Source organism: Actinomadura meyerae (assembly GCF_900188445.1).
GTDB classification, from domain to species: Bacteria; Actinomycetota; Actinomycetes; order Streptosporangiales; family Streptosporangiaceae; genus Spirillospora; species Spirillospora meyerae.
Map to the genome: position 1 here is coordinate 117,458 of NZ_FZOR01000023.1, position 17,076 is coordinate 134,533.

15 protein-coding genes are annotated in these 17,076 nt (G+C 74.3%); 7 read left to right on the forward strand and 8 right to left on the reverse strand.

Annotated features, from left to right (window positions below; translation table 11 throughout):
• Positions 1-52 precede the first annotated feature (52 nt).
• From hutH to hutI, 5 genes are all read left to right on the forward strand, one after another.
• Complete coding sequence (hutH, locus tag CHF16_RS23070; RefSeq protein ID WP_089328186.1) at positions 53-1,597, forward strand: histidine ammonia-lyase; 1,545 nt, start codon at positions 53-55, stop codon at positions 1,595-1,597.
• A gap of 61 nt (positions 1,598-1,658) precedes the next feature.
• Positions 1,659-3,332, forward strand: coding sequence for a urocanate hydratase (hutU, locus tag CHF16_RS23075; RefSeq protein WP_089328187.1), 1,674 nt, complete (start codon positions 1,659-1,661; stop codon positions 3,330-3,332).
• Complete coding sequence (locus CHF16_RS23080) at positions 3,329-4,528, forward strand: allantoate amidohydrolase (RefSeq protein WP_089328188.1); 1,200 nt, start codon at positions 3,329-3,331, stop codon at positions 4,526-4,528. The genes hutU and CHF16_RS23080 overlap by 4 nt, the downstream gene beginning before the upstream one ends.
• 9 nt (positions 4,529-4,537) lie before the next feature.
• A complete protein-coding gene (locus CHF16_RS23085) occupies positions 4,538-5,887 on the forward strand; it encodes a formimidoylglutamate deiminase (protein ID WP_089328189.1) in 1,350 nt (449 codons plus the stop codon).
• A 43-nt stretch (positions 5,888-5,930) separates the two neighbouring features.
• The gene (hutI, locus tag CHF16_RS23090) at positions 5,931-7,091 is read left to right on the forward strand and encodes an imidazolonepropionase (RefSeq protein WP_245869061.1); all 1,161 of its coding nucleotides are present in this window, start codon (positions 5,931-5,933) and stop codon (positions 7,089-7,091) included.
• Positions 7,092-7,096: 5 nt separating this feature from the next.
• Here the strand turns inward: hutI and CHF16_RS23095 are convergent, their stop codons facing one another.
• The 3 genes from CHF16_RS23095 to CHF16_RS23105 form a co-directional block, all read right to left on the reverse strand.
• Positions 7,097-7,588, reverse strand: a complete 492-nt coding sequence (locus CHF16_RS23095) for a flavin reductase family protein (protein WP_089328214.1) — start codon at positions 7,586-7,588, stop codon at positions 7,097-7,099.
• Positions 7,573-9,276, reverse strand: a complete 1,704-nt coding sequence (sppA, locus tag CHF16_RS23100; RefSeq protein ID WP_089328191.1) for a signal peptide peptidase SppA — start codon at positions 9,274-9,276, stop codon at positions 7,573-7,575. Before sppA ends, CHF16_RS23095 begins: the two co-directional genes overlap by 16 nt.
• A 143-nt stretch (positions 9,277-9,419) precedes the next feature.
• Positions 9,420-9,908: a PaaI family thioesterase gene (locus CHF16_RS23105; RefSeq protein ID WP_245869066.1), complete on the reverse strand. Its 489-nt coding sequence runs from the start codon at positions 9,906-9,908 to the stop codon at positions 9,420-9,422.
• A 101-nt stretch (positions 9,909-10,009) separates the two neighbouring features.
• Between CHF16_RS23105 and CHF16_RS23110 the strand changes: the two genes are divergently transcribed.
• Entirely contained in the window at positions 10,010-10,867 is an 858-nt protein-coding gene (locus CHF16_RS23110; protein ID WP_089328192.1) for an NUDIX domain-containing protein, read from the forward strand.
• 36 nt (positions 10,868-10,903) lie between these two features.
• Here the strand turns inward: CHF16_RS23110 and CHF16_RS23115 are convergent, their stop codons facing one another.
• From CHF16_RS23115 to CHF16_RS23125, 3 genes are all read right to left on the reverse strand, one after another.
• Positions 10,904-11,260, reverse strand: a complete 357-nt coding sequence (locus CHF16_RS23115) for an ACT domain-containing protein (RefSeq protein WP_089328193.1) — start codon at positions 11,258-11,260, stop codon at positions 10,904-10,906.
• A 63-nt stretch (positions 11,261-11,323) separates the two neighbouring features.
• The gene (glgB, locus tag CHF16_RS23120; protein ID WP_089328194.1) at positions 11,324-13,558 is read right to left on the reverse strand and encodes a 1,4-alpha-glucan branching protein GlgB; all 2,235 of its coding nucleotides are present in this window, start codon (positions 13,556-13,558) and stop codon (positions 11,324-11,326) included.
• A 461-nt stretch (positions 13,559-14,019) separates the two neighbouring features.
• Positions 14,020-14,238, reverse strand: a complete 219-nt coding sequence (locus tag CHF16_RS23125) for a hypothetical protein (RefSeq protein ID WP_089328195.1) — start codon at positions 14,236-14,238, stop codon at positions 14,020-14,022.
• A 204-nt stretch (positions 14,239-14,442) separates the two neighbouring features.
• Here CHF16_RS23125 and CHF16_RS23130 point away from each other — a divergent pair, with 204 nt between their 5' ends.
• Positions 14,443-15,210: a GntR family transcriptional regulator gene (locus tag CHF16_RS23130; protein ID WP_245869068.1), complete on the forward strand. Its 768-nt coding sequence runs from the start codon at positions 14,443-14,445 to the stop codon at positions 15,208-15,210.
• 31 nt (positions 15,211-15,241) lie between these two features.
• On the opposite strand, the gene CHF16_RS23135 is transcribed toward CHF16_RS23130, so the two are convergent.
• Together CHF16_RS23135 and CHF16_RS23140 are read right to left on the reverse strand one after the other, a co-directional pair.
• A complete protein-coding gene (locus CHF16_RS23135; RefSeq protein ID WP_089328197.1) occupies positions 15,242-16,684 on the reverse strand; it encodes a maltokinase N-terminal cap-like domain-containing protein in 1,443 nt (480 codons plus the stop codon).
• Positions 16,685-16,686: 2 nt separating this feature from the next.
• Positions 16,687-17,076: alpha-glucosidase C-terminal domain-containing protein (locus tag CHF16_RS23140; protein ID WP_179271657.1), on the reverse strand; the 390-nt coding region annotated here is incomplete at its 5' end.

Consider the following 17,076-nt stretch of genomic DNA (forward strand, 5'->3'; position numbering starts at 1 on the left):
AGGCGCCGCCCGGGGGTGGGGCGGGCGCCGCCGGGCGGGTCCAATGGTGGGTATGGGTGTTCCTATGGTTGAGGTCGGGCCGGAGGCGCTGACGTTCGCGCAGGTCGCCGCCGTCGCGCGCGACGGCGCCCGGGTGGCGCTGACCGACGAGGCGCTGAAGCTGATCGGTGAGGCGCGGGCCCACATCGAGGAGCTGTCGGCGCGGCCGACACCGGTGTACGGGGTGTCGACCGGGTTCGGCGCGCTCGCCACGCGGCACATCGCCCCGGAGCTGCGCGACCAGCTCCAGCTGAACATCGTCCGGTCGCACGCGGCCGGGTCGGGGCCGGAGGTCGAGCGGGAGGTCGTCCGCGCGCTGATGCTGCTGCGGCTGCGGACCCTCGCCACCGGGCGCACCGGCGTGCAGCCGGCGACGGCCCGCACGCTCGCCGCGATGCTGAACGCCGGCATCACCCCGCAGGTCTTCGAGTACGGGAGCCTCGGCTGCTCCGGCGACCTCGCGCCGCTCGCGCACGTCGCGCTCGCGCTGATCGGCGAGGGGTCGGTGCGGGACGCGGCCGGCGAGCTGAAGCCCGCGGCCGAGGCGCTCGCCGCGGCCGGGATCGCGCCGGTCAGGCTCGCCGCCAAGGAGGGCCTCGCCCTGCTGAACGGGACGGACGGCATGCTCGGCATGCTCGTCCTCGCGATCGGCGACCTGCGCCGACTGCTCACCGCGGCCGACGTCGCCGCCGCGATGACCGTCGAGGCGCTGCTCGGCACCGACCGCGTCTTCGCCGCCGACCTGCAGGCGCTGCGGCCGCATCCGGGGCAGGCCGCGTCCGCCGCCAACCTGCGGGCGCTGCTCGCCGCGTCCGAGATCATGGACTCGCACCGCGGCCCCGACTGCACCCGCGTCCAGGACGCCTACTCGCTGCGCTGCGCGCCGCAGGTGAACGGCGCGGCCCGCGACACCCTCCAGCACGCCGAACTGGTGGCGGGACGGGAGCTGGCGTCCGCCATCGACAACCCCGTGGTGCTGCCGGACGGGCGGGTCGAGTCCAACGGCAACTTCCACGGCGCCCCGATCGCGTACGTGCTCGACTTCCTCGCCGTGCCGGTCGCCGACGTCGCGTCCATGTCGGAGCGGCGCACCGACCGGATGCTCGACAAGGGCCGCTCGTACGGGCTGCCCGCCTTCCTCGCCGACGACCCCGGCGTCGACTCCGGGCACATGATCGCCCAGTACACCCAGGCCGGGATCGTGTCGGAGCTGAAGCGGCTCGCCGCCCCCGCGAGCGCCGACTCCATCCCGAGCTCGGCCATGCAGGAGGACCACGTCTCCATGGGCTGGAACGCGGCCCGGAAGCTGCGCCGGGCCGTGGACGGGCTGGCGCAGGTCGTCGCCATCGAGATCCTCACCGCCGCGCGGGCGCTGGACCTGCGCACCCCGCTGCGCCCCGGCCCCGCGACCGGCGCGGTCGTGGCCCGGCTGCGCGAGGCCGTCCTGCCGCCCGGCCCGGACCGCTACCTCGCCCCCGAGATCGCCGCCGCCACCGCGCTGGTGCGGGACGGCTCCCTCGTCGCCGCCGCCGAGGCCGTCACCGGCCCCCTGTCCTGACCGGCCCGCCGTCCTGACCGGCCCGCCGTCCTGACCGGCCCACCGTCCCTAGGAGCCAGACATGTCCGGACCCCGTCCCGTCCGCGCACCGCGCGGCACCGCGCTCACCGCCAAGGGCTGGCCGCAGGAGGCCGCCCTGCGCATGATCCAGAACAACCTCGACCCCGAGGTCGCCGAGCACCCCGACGAGCTGGTCGTCTACGGCGGGTCGGGCCGGGCCGCCCGCAGCTGGGACGCCTTCGACGGCATCGTCCGGTCGCTGGCGGACCTGGAGGGGGACGAGACGCTGCTCGTCCAGTCCGGCAAGCCCGTCGGGATCTTCCGCACGCACGAGTGGGCGCCGCGCGTGCTGATCGCCAACTCCAACCTCGTCCCGCAGTGGGCGACCTGGGAGGAGTTCCGGCGGCTGGAGTCGCTCGGGCTGACGATGTTCGGCCAGATGACCGCCGGGTCGTGGATCTACATCGGGACGCAGGGGATCCTGCAGGGCACCTACGAGACGTTCGCCGCCGTCGCGGCGAAGCGGTTCGGCGGCACCCTGGCGGGGACGATCACGCTGACCGCCGGGCTCGGCGGGATGGGCGGCGCGCAGCCCCTCGCCGTCACGATGAACGGCGGCGTCGCGATCTGCGTCGAGTGCGACCCGTCCCGCATCGAGCGGCGCGTCGCGCACCGGTACTGCGATGTGCGCGCCGGCTCGCTGGACGAGGCGCTGCGCCTCGCCGAGGAGGCGCGGGCCGCGCGGCGCCCGCTGTCGGTCGCCGTGCTCGGCAACGCCGCCGACGCCGTCCCCGAGCTGCTGCGCCGCGGCGCCCCGATCGACATCGTCACCGACCAGACCAGCGCGCACGACCCGCTGATGTACCTGCCGCGCGGCGTCGCGTTCGAGGACATGGCCGCCGAACGCGACAAGGACCGGGACGGCTTCATCGCCAAGGCCCGCGAATCCATGGCCGTCCACGTCGAGGCGATGGTCGGCTTCCAGGACGCCGGCGCCGAGGTGTTCGACTATGGCAACTCCCTCCGCGGGGAGGCGCAGCTCGCCGGGTACGCGCGGGCGTTCGCGTTCCCCGGCTTCGTCCCGGCCTACATCAGGCCGCTGTTCTGCGAGGGCAAGGGCCCGTTCCGCTGGGCGGCGCTGTCCGGCGACCCGAAGGACATCGCCCGCACCGACAGGGCGATCCTCGACCTGTTCCCCGACAACGAGCCGCTGACCCGCTGGATCCGGATGGCGGGGGAGAAGGTGCACTTCCAGGGCCTGCCGTCGCGGATCTGCTGGCTCGGCTACGGCGAGCGCGACCGGGCCGGCGAGGCGTTCAACGACCTGGTCGCGCGCGGCGAGATCAGCGCGCCGATCGTGCTCGGCCGCGACCACCTCGACTGCGGTTCCGTCGCCAGCCCGTACCGGGAGACCGAGGGCATGAAGGACGGCTCGGACGCGATCGCCGACTGGCCGCTGCTGAACGCGATGCTCAACACCGCGTCCGGCGCGACGTGGGTGTCCATCCACCATGGCGGCGGCGTCGGGATCGGCCGGTCCATCCACGCGGGGCAGGTCTGCGTCGCGGACGGGACGGCCCTCGCGGGCGAGAAGCTCCGCCGCGTCCTGACCAACGACCCCGGCACCGGCGTCATGCGGCACGTCGACGCGGGGTACGAGCGGGCGGCCGAGGTCGCCGAAGAGCGCGGCGTGCGCATCCCCCTGGCGCAGGGAGAGGCGAGCGGAGGCGCATGAGCTTCGAGGAGATGTGGGCGGCGCTGCTGCCGGTCGGGCGGGACGAGGCGACCGGCGGCTACCACCGGTTCTCGTGGACGCCGCCCGAGCTGGAGTGCCGCGCCTGGTTCCTGGACGAGGCGCGCCGCCGCGGCCTCGACGTGGAGCACGACGCCAACGGCAACATGGTCGCCTGGTGGCTGCCGGAGGACGGCACCCGGCACGGCGCCGTCCTGACCGGCAGCCACCTCGACTCGGTGCCGGGCGGGGGAGCGTTCGACGGTCCGCTCGGCATCGTGTCGGCGTTCGCGGCCGTCGACGAGCTCAGGAGGCGCGGTTCCACGCCCGCGAAGCCGATCGGGATCGCGGCGTTCGCCGAGGAGGAGGGCGCTCGCTTCGGGGTGGCCTGCCTGGGGTCGCGCCTGGTCTCCGGGGCGATCGACCCGGCGCGGGCGCGCGCGCTGACCGACGGTGACGGCCACACCTTCGCCGAGGTCATGCACAACGCCGGGTTCGACCCCGAGGCGATCGGTCCCGACGACGACCTCCTGGGGCGCATCGGCTGCTACGTCGAGCTCCACGTCGAGCAGGGGCGGGTCCTGGAGGAGCCGGTGGGCATCGCCAGCGCGATCGTCCCGCACGGGCGGTGGCGGTTCGACTTCACCGGCGAGGGCAACCACGCGGGGACGACCCTCCTGGCCGACCGCCGCGACCCGATGCTGCCGTTCGCCCGGATGGTCATCGCCGCCCGCGAGGCCGCCGAACGCAACGGCACCGTCGCGACGGTCGGGAAGGTCGCGGTCGTGCCGGGCGGGGTGAACGCGATCGCCTCGTCCGTCACCGCCTGGCTGGACGCGCGCGGCCCCGCGGACGAGCGGGTCCGGCGCACCGTGCGGGAGATCGACGAGGCCGCCCGCGTCGCCGCCCGCCCGCACCGGGTGAGCGTCGACCTCGCCGAGGAGTCCTACACCGAGATCGTCGACTTCAACCGGGCCCTGCGCGACCGGGTCGGCGCGGCGCTCGGCGGCGCGCCCGTCCTGCCGACCGGGGCGGGCCACGACGCGGGCGTCCTGTCCGCGCGGGTGCCCGCCGCGATGCTGTTCGTCCGGAACCCGACCGGGGTCTCGCACGCGCCCGCCGAGTTCGCCGAGCCGGCCGACTGCCTGGCGGGCGTTGCGGCCCTCGCCGCGGTACTGGACGACCTGGCGCGCGGGTAGGGGTCCGGTATGCAGTGGCATGCCCAGTTCGCCTGGCTCGGCGACGGCGTGGCGGCCGATGTGCTGATCGAGGCCGACGGAGAGCGGATCACCGGCGTCGCGCCCGGCGTCCGGTCCGCGCCTTACGCCCAGCGGCTCCCCGGCCTCACGCTCCCCGGCCTCGCCGACGCCCACTCCCACGCCTTCCACCGCGCCCTCCGCTCCCGCGTCCAGGCCCATTCCGGCACCTTCTGGACGTGGCGGGAGCAGATGTACCGGGTCGCCGACCGGCTCGACCCCGAGTCGTACCGCGCCCTCGCCACCGCCGTCTTCGCCGAGATGGCCCTCGCCGGGATCAGCTGCGTCGGCGAGTTCCACTACCTGCACCACCGGCCCGGCGGCGCCCCCTACGCCGACCCCAACGCGATGGGCCAGGCGCTGATCGCCGCGGCCGCCGACGCCGGCATCCGGATCACCCTCCTGGACGCCTGCTACCTCACCGGCGGCATCGGCCGCCCCCTGGCCGGCCCGCAGCTGCGCTTCGGCGACGGCACCGCCGGCAACTGGGCGCGGCGCGTCGACAGCCTCTACGAGCAGACCGACAAGGCGGGGCGGCTGCACGCCCGCGTCGGCGCCGCGATCCACTCGGTCCGGGCGGTGCCCCGCGAGCAGCTCCGCGCGGTCGCGTCCTGGGCGAAGGAGCACCGGGCGCCGCTGCACGTCCACCTGTCCGAGCAGCCCGCCGAGAACGAGGCGTGCCTGGACGCCTACGGCATGACCCCGACCCGGCTGCTCGCCGAGGCGGGGGCGCTCGGCGCGCTCACCACCGCCGTCCACGCGACGCACCTCACCGACGAGGACATCGGCCTCCTCGGGACGACGATGACCGGCGTCTGCATGTGCCCGACCACCGAGCGCGACCTCGCCGACGGCATCGGCCCCGCGCGCGCCCTCGCCGCCGCCGGCTCCCCGATCTGCCTCGGCTCCGACCAGCACGCCGTCATCGACATGTTCGAGGAGGCCCGCGCCGTGGAGCTGGACGAGCGGCTCCGCACCCGCACCCGCGGCCACTGGACGGCCGGGGAACTGCTCGCCGCCGCCACGTCCGGCGGCCACTCCGGGCTCGGCTGGCCGGAGGCGGGCCGCATCGAGCCGGGCGCGTACGCCGACCTGGTCACCGTCGACCTCGACTCGGTCCGCACCGCCGGCGCCGCCCCGGACTTCGCCGCCGAGGCCGCCGTGTTCGCCGCCACCGCCGCCGACGTCCGGAGCGTCGTCGTCTCCGGCCGCCCCGTCGTCCACGACGGCCGCCACCTGCTCGTCGACGACGTCCCCGCCGCCCTCGCCCGAGCGATCGCCGATGTCACCGCACCCGCCTGAAGCGGCGGCCCGGGGCCCGGAAGGTGCGTGAGATGCTGCCGTGGTGAGCACGTTGATCACGAACATCGGGGAACTCGTCACCAACGACCCGGCCGCCGGCGGCCTCGGCGTCGTCCGGGACGCGGCCCTGGTCATGGACGGCGGCACCGTCGCCTGGACGGGCCCGGCAGCCGCGGCGCCCGCCGCCGACGAGTCGTTCGACGCCGCCGGGAGGGCCGTCCTCCCCGGCTTCGTGGACTCCCACGCCCACCTCGTCTTCGCGGGCGAGCGCGCCGAGGAGTTCGCCGCCCGGATGAGCGGCGAGAAGTACGCGGCGGGCGGCATCCGCACCACCGTCGAGCGCACCCGCGCCGCGTCCGACGACGACCTGCGCGCCAACCTGCGCCGCCTCATCGGCGAGATGGCGCGCCAGGGGACGACGACCGTCGAGTGCAAGTCCGGCTACGGCCTCACGGTCGAGCAGGAGGAGCGGGCCGTCCGCATCGCCGCCGAACTCGCGGACGAGGTCACCTACCTCGGCGCCCACGTCGTCCCCGCCGAGTACAGGGACGACGCCGCGGCCTACGCCCGCCTGGCCGCGACCGACATGCTCTCCGCCTGCGCCCCGCACGCCCGCTGGGTGGACGTCTTCTGCGAAGAGGGCGCGTTCGACGCAGACCAGGCCCGCGAGATCCTGCAAGCGGGCGTCAAGGCGGGCCTGAGCCCCCGCCTGCACGCCAACCAGCTCACCCAAGGCCCCGCCGTGCGACTCGCCGTCGAACTGGACGCCGCGTCCGCCGACCACTGCACGTTCCTGAGCGACGCCGACGTGGACGCCCTCGCCTCGTCCCGGACGGTCGCGACCCTCCTGCCCGGCGTCGAGTTCTCCACCCGGCAGCCCTACCCCGACGCGCGCCGCCTCCTGGACGCGGGCGCGACCGTCGCCCTCGCCACCGACTGCAACCCCGGCTCCTGCTACAGCTCCAGCATGGCGTTCTGCATCGCCGTGGCCGTCCGCGACATGCGCATGACTCCGGCCGAGGCCGTCTGGGCCGCCACCGCGGGCGGTGCCCGCGCCCTCCGCCGCACCGACGTCGGCCACCTCGCTCCGGGCGCGCGCGCAGACGTCCACGTTCTGGACGCTCCATCGCACATCCACCTCGCCTACCGGCCCGGCGTCCCCCAGACCCACGCGGTGTGGAAGGCGGGCCGCCGGGTCCGCTGAAACGGCTAGACGGGCAGGTAGCGGCGGTTGACCCGGACCAGGGGAGAGCGGTCGCGGGACACGTAGTCGGTGGCCAGCGCCTCCGCGACGAAGAGGGTGTGGTCGCCCGCCTCGATCACCTGGCGGGTCTCGCACTCCAGCGCGGAGACGCCGGTGTCCGGGATCAGGGCGTCCGAGTGCGGGCCGCGGTGGTGGGGTTCGGCGGCCAGCAGGATGCGGGCGCTCGGACGGCCCTCCGCGGCGAAGCGGCCCGCCAGCGCCCGCTGCGCCGACGCCAGGACCGTCGCCGCCCAGCGGGGCCGCCGGTTCAGCACCTCCGCCAGGTACGACGACGTCGCCACGCTCGCCACCACCAGCGGCGGGTCGAGGGAGACCGACATGAACGAGGTCACCGTCGTGCCGAGGTCGTCGCGGCCGTCGCGGACGGTCAGCACGGCCACCCCCGTGGCGAAGCCCGCGACGGCCTCGACGAAGTCGGCGCTCAGCGGATCTCCCAGGCGCCCGGCAGGGTCAGCGGGCCCGCGGCGGGCAGCCCGAGGCGCGCGGCGAGGCCGCCGAGCGACCCCCACCCGTCGAAGCGGGCGGACGCGGCCGTGCGGTCCTCGCTGGACTCCGGCGGGCGCAGCCGCTCCAGCGGCGAGGTGTGCGGGTACGCCCGGACCGGCGCGTCCGACGCCAGCCCGGCCTTCTTGCGGGCCAGGTCGAGGGCCGCGTCCAGGCCGCCGAGCTCGTCGACGAGGCCGTGCTCCTTCGCGTCCGCGCCCGTCCACACCCGGCCCCGGGCCAGCTCGTGGACGCGCTCGCGGGACAGGTCGCGGCCCTCGGCGACCTTCGCCGTGAAGTCGTCGTAGATCCGGTCGAGGGAGGCGTTCACCCGCTCCCACTCGGAGTCGCTGAAGTCCTTGGTGGCGCTGAGCATCCGGGCGTGGGCGCCGTCGGCGACGGCGCCGAGGCCGATGCCGACGCGGTCCAGCAGGCCGTTCACCACGGCCTTGCCGACGACGACGCCGATCGAGCCGGTGAGCGTGCCGGGCTGCGCGACGATCGTGTCCGCCGCCATCGAGACGTAGTAGCCGCCGGACGCCGCGACGTTGCCCATCGACACGACCACCGGCTTGCCGGCGCGCCGCGCGAGGACGACCTCGCGCCAGATCGCGTCGGAGGCGACCGCGGACCCGCCGGGGCTGTTCACCCGGAACACGATGGCCTTGACCCGCTCGTCCTTCACCGCGGCGCGGAACGCGGCGCCGATCGTGTCCGAGCCCATCGCGGGCCCCGAGTTCGGCAGCGGCCCGCCCCGCCCGCTGCGGCCGAGCCGGATCGGGCCCTGCCCGTTGATCAGCGCGACGACGTCCTGCCGCCCCGGCTGCGGGAGGCGGCTCGCGAGGCCGTGCGCCCGGTTGTACCGGGACACGTAGCGGAGCTGCGCCTCCTCGCCGAACCGCTCCCGCAGGTCGGCGTAGACCTCGTCGCGGTAGGCGAGCCGGTCGACGAGGTTCTCCTCCAGGGCCTCGTCGGCGAGGAACGGGCCGCGGTCGACCAGCGCCCGCACCGCCTCCTCGGAGAGGCCGCGGGCGGCGGCGACCCCGGCGGTGATCTGCTCGCCGAGCGAGGCGACGAGCCGCCGCGACGACTCCTCGTGCTCGGGCGTGTAGGCCTTCTCCATGAAGGTGTTCGCCATGGTCTTGTACTCGTACCGCTTGGCGAACCGCGGCTCGATGCCCGCCTTCTCCAGCGCGCCCGCGAAGAACGGCTCCTCCAGCGCGACGCCGGTCAGCCCCACCTCGCCGGTCGGCTGCAGGTACACCTTGTCGAACGCGGTGGCCAGGTAGTACGGCACGGTGCCGCGCCCGCCCTCGCCGTAGGTCTCGGCCCAGGCGACGGTGAACTTGCCCGCGTCCCGCAGCGCCCGGACGGCCTCGCGCAGCTCCTGGACGAGCGCCAGCCCGACGCCGCCGGACACCTTCACCACGAGGGCGCGCACCCGGCTGTCGGAGCGGGCGCGGCGCAGCCCGTCCAGGACGTCCCGCAGGTTCGCCCGGCGCATGGACAGGATCGCCGAGATCGGGTCGGCCGGCGCGGTCTCCACGAGCCCGTCGGTCAGGTCGAGTTCGAGGATCAGCGGCGCCGTCCGGCGCTCGCGGGCCTGCTTGATCACGTTGACGACTGTGCCGGGATCCACCATGGCCCCAGCCTATGCGGTCCCTTTCGGCCCTTCCTGCACCTCTGGTCCAGCCGCCCTCCGACGCGGGGAGGAGGCGTGGGAGGCCGCGCGAGAGGACGCGTGCGGGGCCGCGGGGGAGCAGGCGTGCGAGGCCGCGGGACGGCTCAGCGGGCGAACGCCTTGTTGGGGATGACGCTCGCGGACGCCTGCGCGACGGGGCGCCCGGCGGTGTCGGTGATCAGCGCGTTGGAGACCATGCGGGTGGCGCCGGGGTGCAGGCACGTCCCGGTCACCGTGTAGGTGTGGCCGGACTGGACGCCGCGCAGGTAGTCGACGTTCAGGTTGAGCGTGAGCATCGGCATGAACCGGTCGCACGTGCTGCTCGCCGCCATGCAGACCGCGTTGTCGAGGATCATCGCGATGTAGCCGCCGTGGACGGTGCCGCCGGGGTTGCAGAGCTTGTCCCCGGGCGTCCAGGCGATCTCCACGCGACCGGGCTCCGCGGACCGCACGGCCTGCCCGATGTACTCGCTGATGTCGGAGAACTCCGGCACGCGCCGCTCCACCATGGCCTGGATGAAGTCGGCGCCGGACAGCGTGTTCCACAGTTCGGCGGCCTCCTGGAGGGCCGCCGCGCTCGCGTCGACGCTCAACTCACTCTCCCTGGTCAGCGGTGATCTTCGAATGGTATTCGGTGCCCGGCCGGGCGGCACTGTGCCGTTCGTCACGAGCGCCCGGCGCTATGGTCGGACGCATGGGAGACGGCGACGGCTGGGCCGGCTGCGATCAGGGGCACACGCACTGGGGACGGTTCGGCGCGGCGGGCCTGCTGGCCTACCACCGCGACGACGCCGGCCAGGTGTGGATCCTGCTCCAGCAGCGCGCGTGGTGGGGGCTCGGCGGCGGGTCGTGGGGCATGTTCGGCGGCGCGCTGCACAGCCACGAGGACGCCGTCACCGGCGCGCTGCGGGAGACCTCCGAGGAGTGCACGCTCGACGTCCGCGCGGTGGAAGTGCACGGCACCAGCGTCGAGGACCACGGCGGCTGGATGTACACGTCCGTGATCGGGTCGCTGTCCGAGCGCGTCCACGTCGGCCCGGCGTCCAGTGAGACGCGCAGGGCCGCGTGGGTCCGGGAGGAGGAGGTCACCGACCGCAAGCTGTTCCCGCCGTTCGCCCGGTCGTGGCCCCGCCTGCGGGGCGCGATGAAGGAACTCGTCCTCGTCGTGGACGCGGCGAACGTCGTGGGCGCGCGCGCCGACGGCTGGTGGAAGGATCGCGCGGGCGCGAACGCCCGGCTCCGCGACGACCTGAAGGTGCTGGCCGGCGGCGTGCGGGGCCTGCCCGGCGGGGTCGTGCCGTTCGACCAGTGCTTCCCGGAGGTCGTGCTGGTCGTGGAGGGCGCGGCGCGTTCCGTCGCGGACGAGCCCGCCGAGGGGGTGACGGTCGTGGCGGCGCCCGGCAGCGGCGACGACCGGATCGTGGAACTCGTCGAGGAGGCCCGGCCGGGCACCGTGCACCTGGTGGTCACGGCCGACCGGGAGCTGCGCGGCCGCTGCGAGGCCGCCGGCGCCGCCGTCACCGGCCCGCGCTGGCTCCTGGAACGCCTGTAGTCCCTCGGCCTCTGGAGACTCGGCCGCGGCGGCGCGCTACTGCGTCTCGACGCGGTGGCCCGCGGCGCGGAGCGCCTCGGTGGCGTCCTTCAGCCGGTGCTCGGAGACGAGGACGAGGTCCGCGTGGTAGGTGGACACGACGAAGACCGGCACTTCCGCGTCGGCGAGCGGCTGGACGATCGAGGCCAGCACGCCGGGCACGTCGAGGCCGTCGCCCGGCTCCCCGTAGAAGCCGACCCAGCGTTCCGCCTCGGTGAACGGCGACGCCTCACGCACGACGGTGAGGCCCTCAGGGGCACGGATCAGCGCGACCCATTCGTCGTCCTCCGGGAACGTCGAGTGCGGGAGATGCTCGACAAGGAACTGGCCCGGGACGATGTGGAGGCGCTGCATGCGCCCACCCTATGACCGAGCGGGCCTGCGCGCGCGCCCCTATCCGGGGGACCGGCCGGACCGCTATTCGGGGACCAGCCAGACCGCGCCCAGCGGCGGGACGCGCAGCACCGCGGACGACGGCAGGCCGTGGCAAGGCTCGCCGGACGCCTCGACGCGGCCCAGGTTGCCGACGCCGCTGCCGCCGTAGTCGTAGGAGTCGGTGTTGACGACCTCGCGCCAGCCGCCCGCGCGGGGCAGCCCCAGCCGGTAACCCTCGTGCGGGTTCCCGGCGAAGTTCACGACGCACGCCAGGACCGGCGGCTCGCCGCCGTCGGGGGGCGGCGTCCCGTAGCGCAGGTAGGAGAGGGTGTTGCCGCCCGCGTCGTTCCCGTCGATCCAGCGGAACCCCTCGTGGTCGCTGTCGCGCGTCCACAGCGCGGGCTCGGCGCGGTAGGCGCGGTTCAGGTCGCGGACGAGCTTCTGCAGCCCGAGGTGGTTGGCGCCCTCCGCGGCGTTGTCGAGCAGCCACCAGTCGAGCGGGCGCTCCTCCGCCCATTCGGCGCCCTGCCCGAACTCCTGGCCCATGAACAGCAGCTGCTTGCCGGGGTGCGACCACATGTAGGCGAGCAGGGCGCGCAGCCCGGCGAACTGCTGCCACGCGTCGCCTGGCATCTTGCTCAGCAGCGACCCCTTGCCGTGGACGACCTCGTCGTGCGACAGCGGCAGGACGTAGTTCTCCGAGAACGCGTACACCAGCGAGAACGTGATCTCGTTGTGGTGGTAGTGCCGGAACACGGGCTCGTGGCGCAGGTATTCGAGCGTGTCGTGCATCCAGCCCATGTTCCACTTGAACCCGAACCCGAGCCCGCCGAGGTGGGTGGGGCGGGACACGCCCGGCCACGCCGTGGACTCCTCCGCGATCGTCATGACGCCGGGGTTGCGCTTGTAGACCGTCGCGTTCATCTCCTGGAGGAAGGAGATGGCCTCCAGGTTCTCGCGGCCCCCGTAGATGTTCGGCGACCACTCGCCCTCCTTGCGGGAGTAGTCCAGGTACAGCATCGAGGCCACGGCGTCCACGCGCAGGCCGTCGATGTGGAACTCCTCCAGCCAGAACGACGCGTTCGCCACCAGGAAGTTGCGGACCTCGGCGCGGCCGTAGTTGAACACCAGCGTCCCCCAGTCGGGGTGCTCGCCGCGTGTCGGGTCGTCGTGTTCGTACAGCGCGGTGCCGTCGAACCGGGCCAGCGCCCATTCGTCCTTGGGGAAGTGGGCCGGGACCCAGTCCATGATGACGCCGATACCGGCCTGGTGGAGCCGGTCGACGAGGTGCCGGAAGTCGTCCGGGTTCCCGAAGCGCGAGGTGGGCGCGTAGTAGGACGTCACCTGGTAGCCCCAGGACGGCCCGTAGGGATGTTCCGCGACCGGCAGCAGCTCGACATGGGTGAAGCCCATGTCGCTCACGTACTCAGTGAGTTCGTCGGCCAGTTCCTTGTAGCCGAGCCCGGGGCGCCACGACCCGAGGTGCACCTCGTACACGCTCATGGGCTCGTGCAGCCAGTCGTGGTCCTTGCGGCCGTCCATCCATGTGCCGTCGCCCCATTCGTAGGACGAGGTGAAGACGCGCGACGCCGTCGCCGGGGGACGCTCCGTCCACTGCGCCATGGGGTCGGCCTTGGTGCGCCACACGCCGTCCGCGCCGAGGATCTCGTACTTGTAGCACGTGCCGTCGCCGACGCCCGGGACGAACAGCTCCCATACGCCGGTGGAGCCGAGCGAGCGCATCGGGTGGCCGCGGCCGTCCCAGTGGTTGAAGTCGCCGATGACGCGCACGCCGCGCGCCGTCGGCGCCCACACCGCGAAGCCCGTCCCGTGCACGGTGCCGAGCGCGGACGCGTAGGAGCGGGGCTGCGCGCCGAGCGCCCGCCACAGCTCTTCGTGCCGCCCCTCGCCGATCAGGTGCAGGTCGAGCTCGCCGAGCGTCGGCAGGTGCCGGTAGGGGTCGTCCTGGACCGTCTCGACGCCGTCCCCGTAGGTGACGGCGAGCCGGTAGTCGGGGACGGCCAGCGGCGCCTCGCGGTCGTCGTCGCCCGCGAGCGACGCGCCCTCCGACAGGGTCCCCTGGAACAGGCCCTGGTGGAAGTGGCGGAGCGGATGCCGGTTCCCGTCCGGCAGGACGACCTCGACCTTCTCCGCCAGCGGCCGCAGCGCCCTGACGGTCACGCCGTCCCTGCCGGGATGCGCCCCGAGCACGCCGTGCGGATCGTGGTGGTCGCCGCCGACGAGCCGGTCGATCTCCGCGCGCGTCACCCGTGCCATGGCCTCAGGGCCTCCCGTCACTGTTCTCTACTCCTGTAGGAGTGCCCCGAGATGGGGTGGTCTCACATGACGGGAGGACCTGTTTCCGCGAGCTTGACGTTCAAGATCGCCGATCGGCCGCGATGGGGCCCGATGACCGGTTCATCCGCGCGGCGGAGCGATCGGCCGGTGGTGCGATCGGCCCGCGGGCGGAGACGGTTGCGGCCGCACGGGCGGCTCGACTCTTTCGTCGTGGGGTCGCGCCGAATGCCGCCGCCCGTGCGGCCACGTTCCGTGGGCGGGTCACGCCCGCCACTGCTGCGGGGTCATGTCCGCCTCGTCCCGGAAGTGACATCGACCCCGCCGCCCGAGGATCCACTCCTGTGTCACCTCAGCGACACAGGTACCTTGCGCACCCGGGCCCCCGGGCCCGGTCCGCCCCCGCTCGCGGACCGGGCCCCGCTGTTCCCCATGGCCTCCGTTCACCGGTCCCCGGGCCTCCCGCGCTCCTGCTCGGCGAGGAGGCGGCGGAGCCCCTCCGCGTCGTCCGCCGCCACCGTCATCGCACATCCCGCCTGGAGTTCGGCATCGGTGAGGTCGCCGCTGCGGGTCGCGTACCAGCGCCCCGCGTCGCTGCGCCACACCTGCCAGCCGGGGAACTCGCCCTCGATGGCCGCCTTCAACTCGTCGAAGTCGCCCATCAAGGTCGTCCCTTCCCCGAGGCCGTTCTTCTGTATACAAAAGTCTTACTCGGGCTAAGAGGTGTCAAGCTGTCCGTAAGCGGACCGTGCCCTCCCGGATAGCGCACGGAAGGTACGGACGGCGGGGAGGACGGGCCGGGATCGAACGCCGAGTCGAACATCGTTCGAACGCCGCGCCGGGCGCGCGCGGCGCAGAGTAGGGAGGTGACGCCGGTGCCGGACCGTCCCGCCTACCTGCGCATCGCCGACACGCTGCGGGAGGGGATACGCGACGGCAGCCTCCCGCCGGGCACGCGTCTGCCGACCATCGCCGAGCTGTGCGAGACCCACGGCGTCTCCGAGATCGTCATCCGGCAGGCGGTCGCGCTGCTGCGCGGCGAGGGGCTCGTCGAGACCCGCCGCGGCGGCGGCACCCTCGTCAAGGTCGTCCCGCCCGCGCGGCGGGTCGCGATGGACCGGTACCGCGCGGTGACCCGGCCCCTCGCGGTCCCGGAGACCACCTTCACCCGCGACCAGAAGATCGGCTGGGACGAGTACCGGCTCGACAAGGAGTTCAGCCGGGTGCGGGCCGACGGCGAGCTGGCCGCGCTGTTCGAGCTGCCGGCCGGCACCGAGCTGCTGCGCCGCCGGTTCGTGTTCCACGCGCGCGACGAGCCGCAGCAGATCTCCGTCAACTACCTGCCGTGGGACCTCGTCGGCGACACCCCGGTCGCCGACCCGGCCCGCGAGCCGTGGCCCGGCGGGACGCTCGCGCAGCTCGCCTACCTCGGGCACCCGCCCGTCCGGGTCGAGGAGTCCGTCCGCTCCCGGATGCCGACGCCGGAGGAGGCGGAGACCCTCCGCATGACCGGGGGCGTCCCCGTCCTCGGCATCACCCGCCGGCTGCTGGCGCGCGCCGGGGTGATGGAGGTCTGCCGGGAGATCGTCCTGCCCGCCGACCGCGTCGTCCTCGACTACGCGATCGACCTGTGAGAGCGGCCGCCCGCCGGGTCCGGCCCCGGGCTCAGCCCGCCAGGCGGGCCAGGGAGCGGAGGGGCACGGGGAGCCAGGACGGCCGGTTGCTCGCCTCGTAGCGGACCTCGTAGACGGCCTTGTCGCACTCGAACGCCCGCACCAGCGCCGCGTGCGCGGCCGGGTCGGGGCCGCCCGCGGCGGCGTACCCGGCGCAGAACGCCGCGCGGTTGCGCTCGGCCCAGGCGCGGGCGCGCAGCTCCAGCGCCTCCGCGGTGCCGTCCGGCAGGCCGTGGTCCCGCGCGAGCAGGAACCGCGCCGCGTACTCGAAGGAGCGCAGCATCCCGGCGACGTCGCGCAGCGGGTGCGCGAAGGCGCGGCGCTCGCCCGGCGCGCGCGCCGGCTCGCCCTCGAAGTCCAGCAGCACCCAGCCCGCGTCGGTGCGCATGACCTGGCCGAGGTGGTAGTCGCCGTGGACGCGCTGGAACTCCAGCCCGGACGCGTCGGCCGCGACCCGGTCGAACACCTGGCGGATCCCGTGCGCGTGCGGGCGCAGCGCCGGGACGGCGGCGGTGACCTGGTCGAGCTGCTCGTTCATCCCGAAGACGAGGTCGCGCACGGCCTCCGGCGGCGTCCGCACGACGCCGAACGCGGCGGCGAGGTCGCGGTGCACCTCGGCGGTGGCGGCGCCGAGCCGCTCGGCCTCCGCGGCGAAGTCGCCGCCGGCCTCGCCCGCGTCCTCGGCCGTGACCTCGCCCGTCTCGCCCGCCTCGTCCGGCGGCGCGGGCTGGGCGAACCAGTCGCGGACGCTGGTGAGGGCGAGCTGCCAGCCGTCCGTCCCGGTGCGGAGGAACTCCGACAGCAGCGCGAGCGTGACCGGCTCCGCGCCGGGCTCGGCGGGGTCGCCGGGGTCGAGCTCGGCCCAGCCGTGCACGGCGGCGATGTGCGCGCAGCCCTGGCGGGTGAGCGCGAGGTTGACCTCCAGGTCGGGGTTGACGCCGGGGGACAGCCGGCGGAACAGCTTGCAGATGTAGGCGTCCCCGAAGATCAGCGAGGTGTTGCTCTGCTCGGCCGAGGTCGGCAGCCCCTCCAGCCCGGTGCGGATGCCGGTGCCGGGCGCGCGGCGGAACCGCAGCGGCCCGGCGGACGCCTCGCTCGCCATGAATTCGAGCAGGACCTGGGTCAGGTCGGGGTCGTGGGCCGCGTCGTACACGTGCCCGGTGATGGGCGGGTGCCCGTCGGCCTCGCCGATCGCGGCGGCGTGCAGCCGCTCGGGCAGATGGCGGCGGACGCCGAGCAGGAGCTGGTAGTGGTCGGTGGTGCCGTTCTGGCGGACGTCGAGGACGAGGTGGTGCAGGGCGGGGTCGCCGGTGCGCAGTTCGGTGGCGGTGCCGATGGACAGCTCGTCGATGGGCGCGTCCTTGCCGCCGAACCACCGCTGCCGGGGCAGCCAGTCGGACAGGAGCCGAACGAGGGAATGGTCGGGCGGCGGCACGGCTACATCACTCCTTCTCCCGGGTCGCGCTCGGCGGGCGGCGGCGGGAGCAGGAACCAGTAGAAGCCGTGCCCGGGGAGCGTCAGCAGGTAGGGCAGGTCGCCGATGGCCGGGAACTGGACGCCGCCCATGCACTCGATCGGTGCCGAGCCCCGGAACCGCCGCAGGTCGAGTTCGACCGGCTGCGGGAAGCGGGACAGGTTGTTCACGCAGAGGACGGTGTCCATGCCGCCCCACTGGTTGGTGTCCGACCCGTCGATCTCGCGGGTGAAGGCGAGGACGGAGGGGTTGGAGGCAGACAGTTCGACGTAGGAGCCGACGCCGAAGACGGGGTGGCGCTGCCGGATCTCGATCATTTTGCGGGTCCAGTGCAGCAGGGAGCCGGGGTTGTT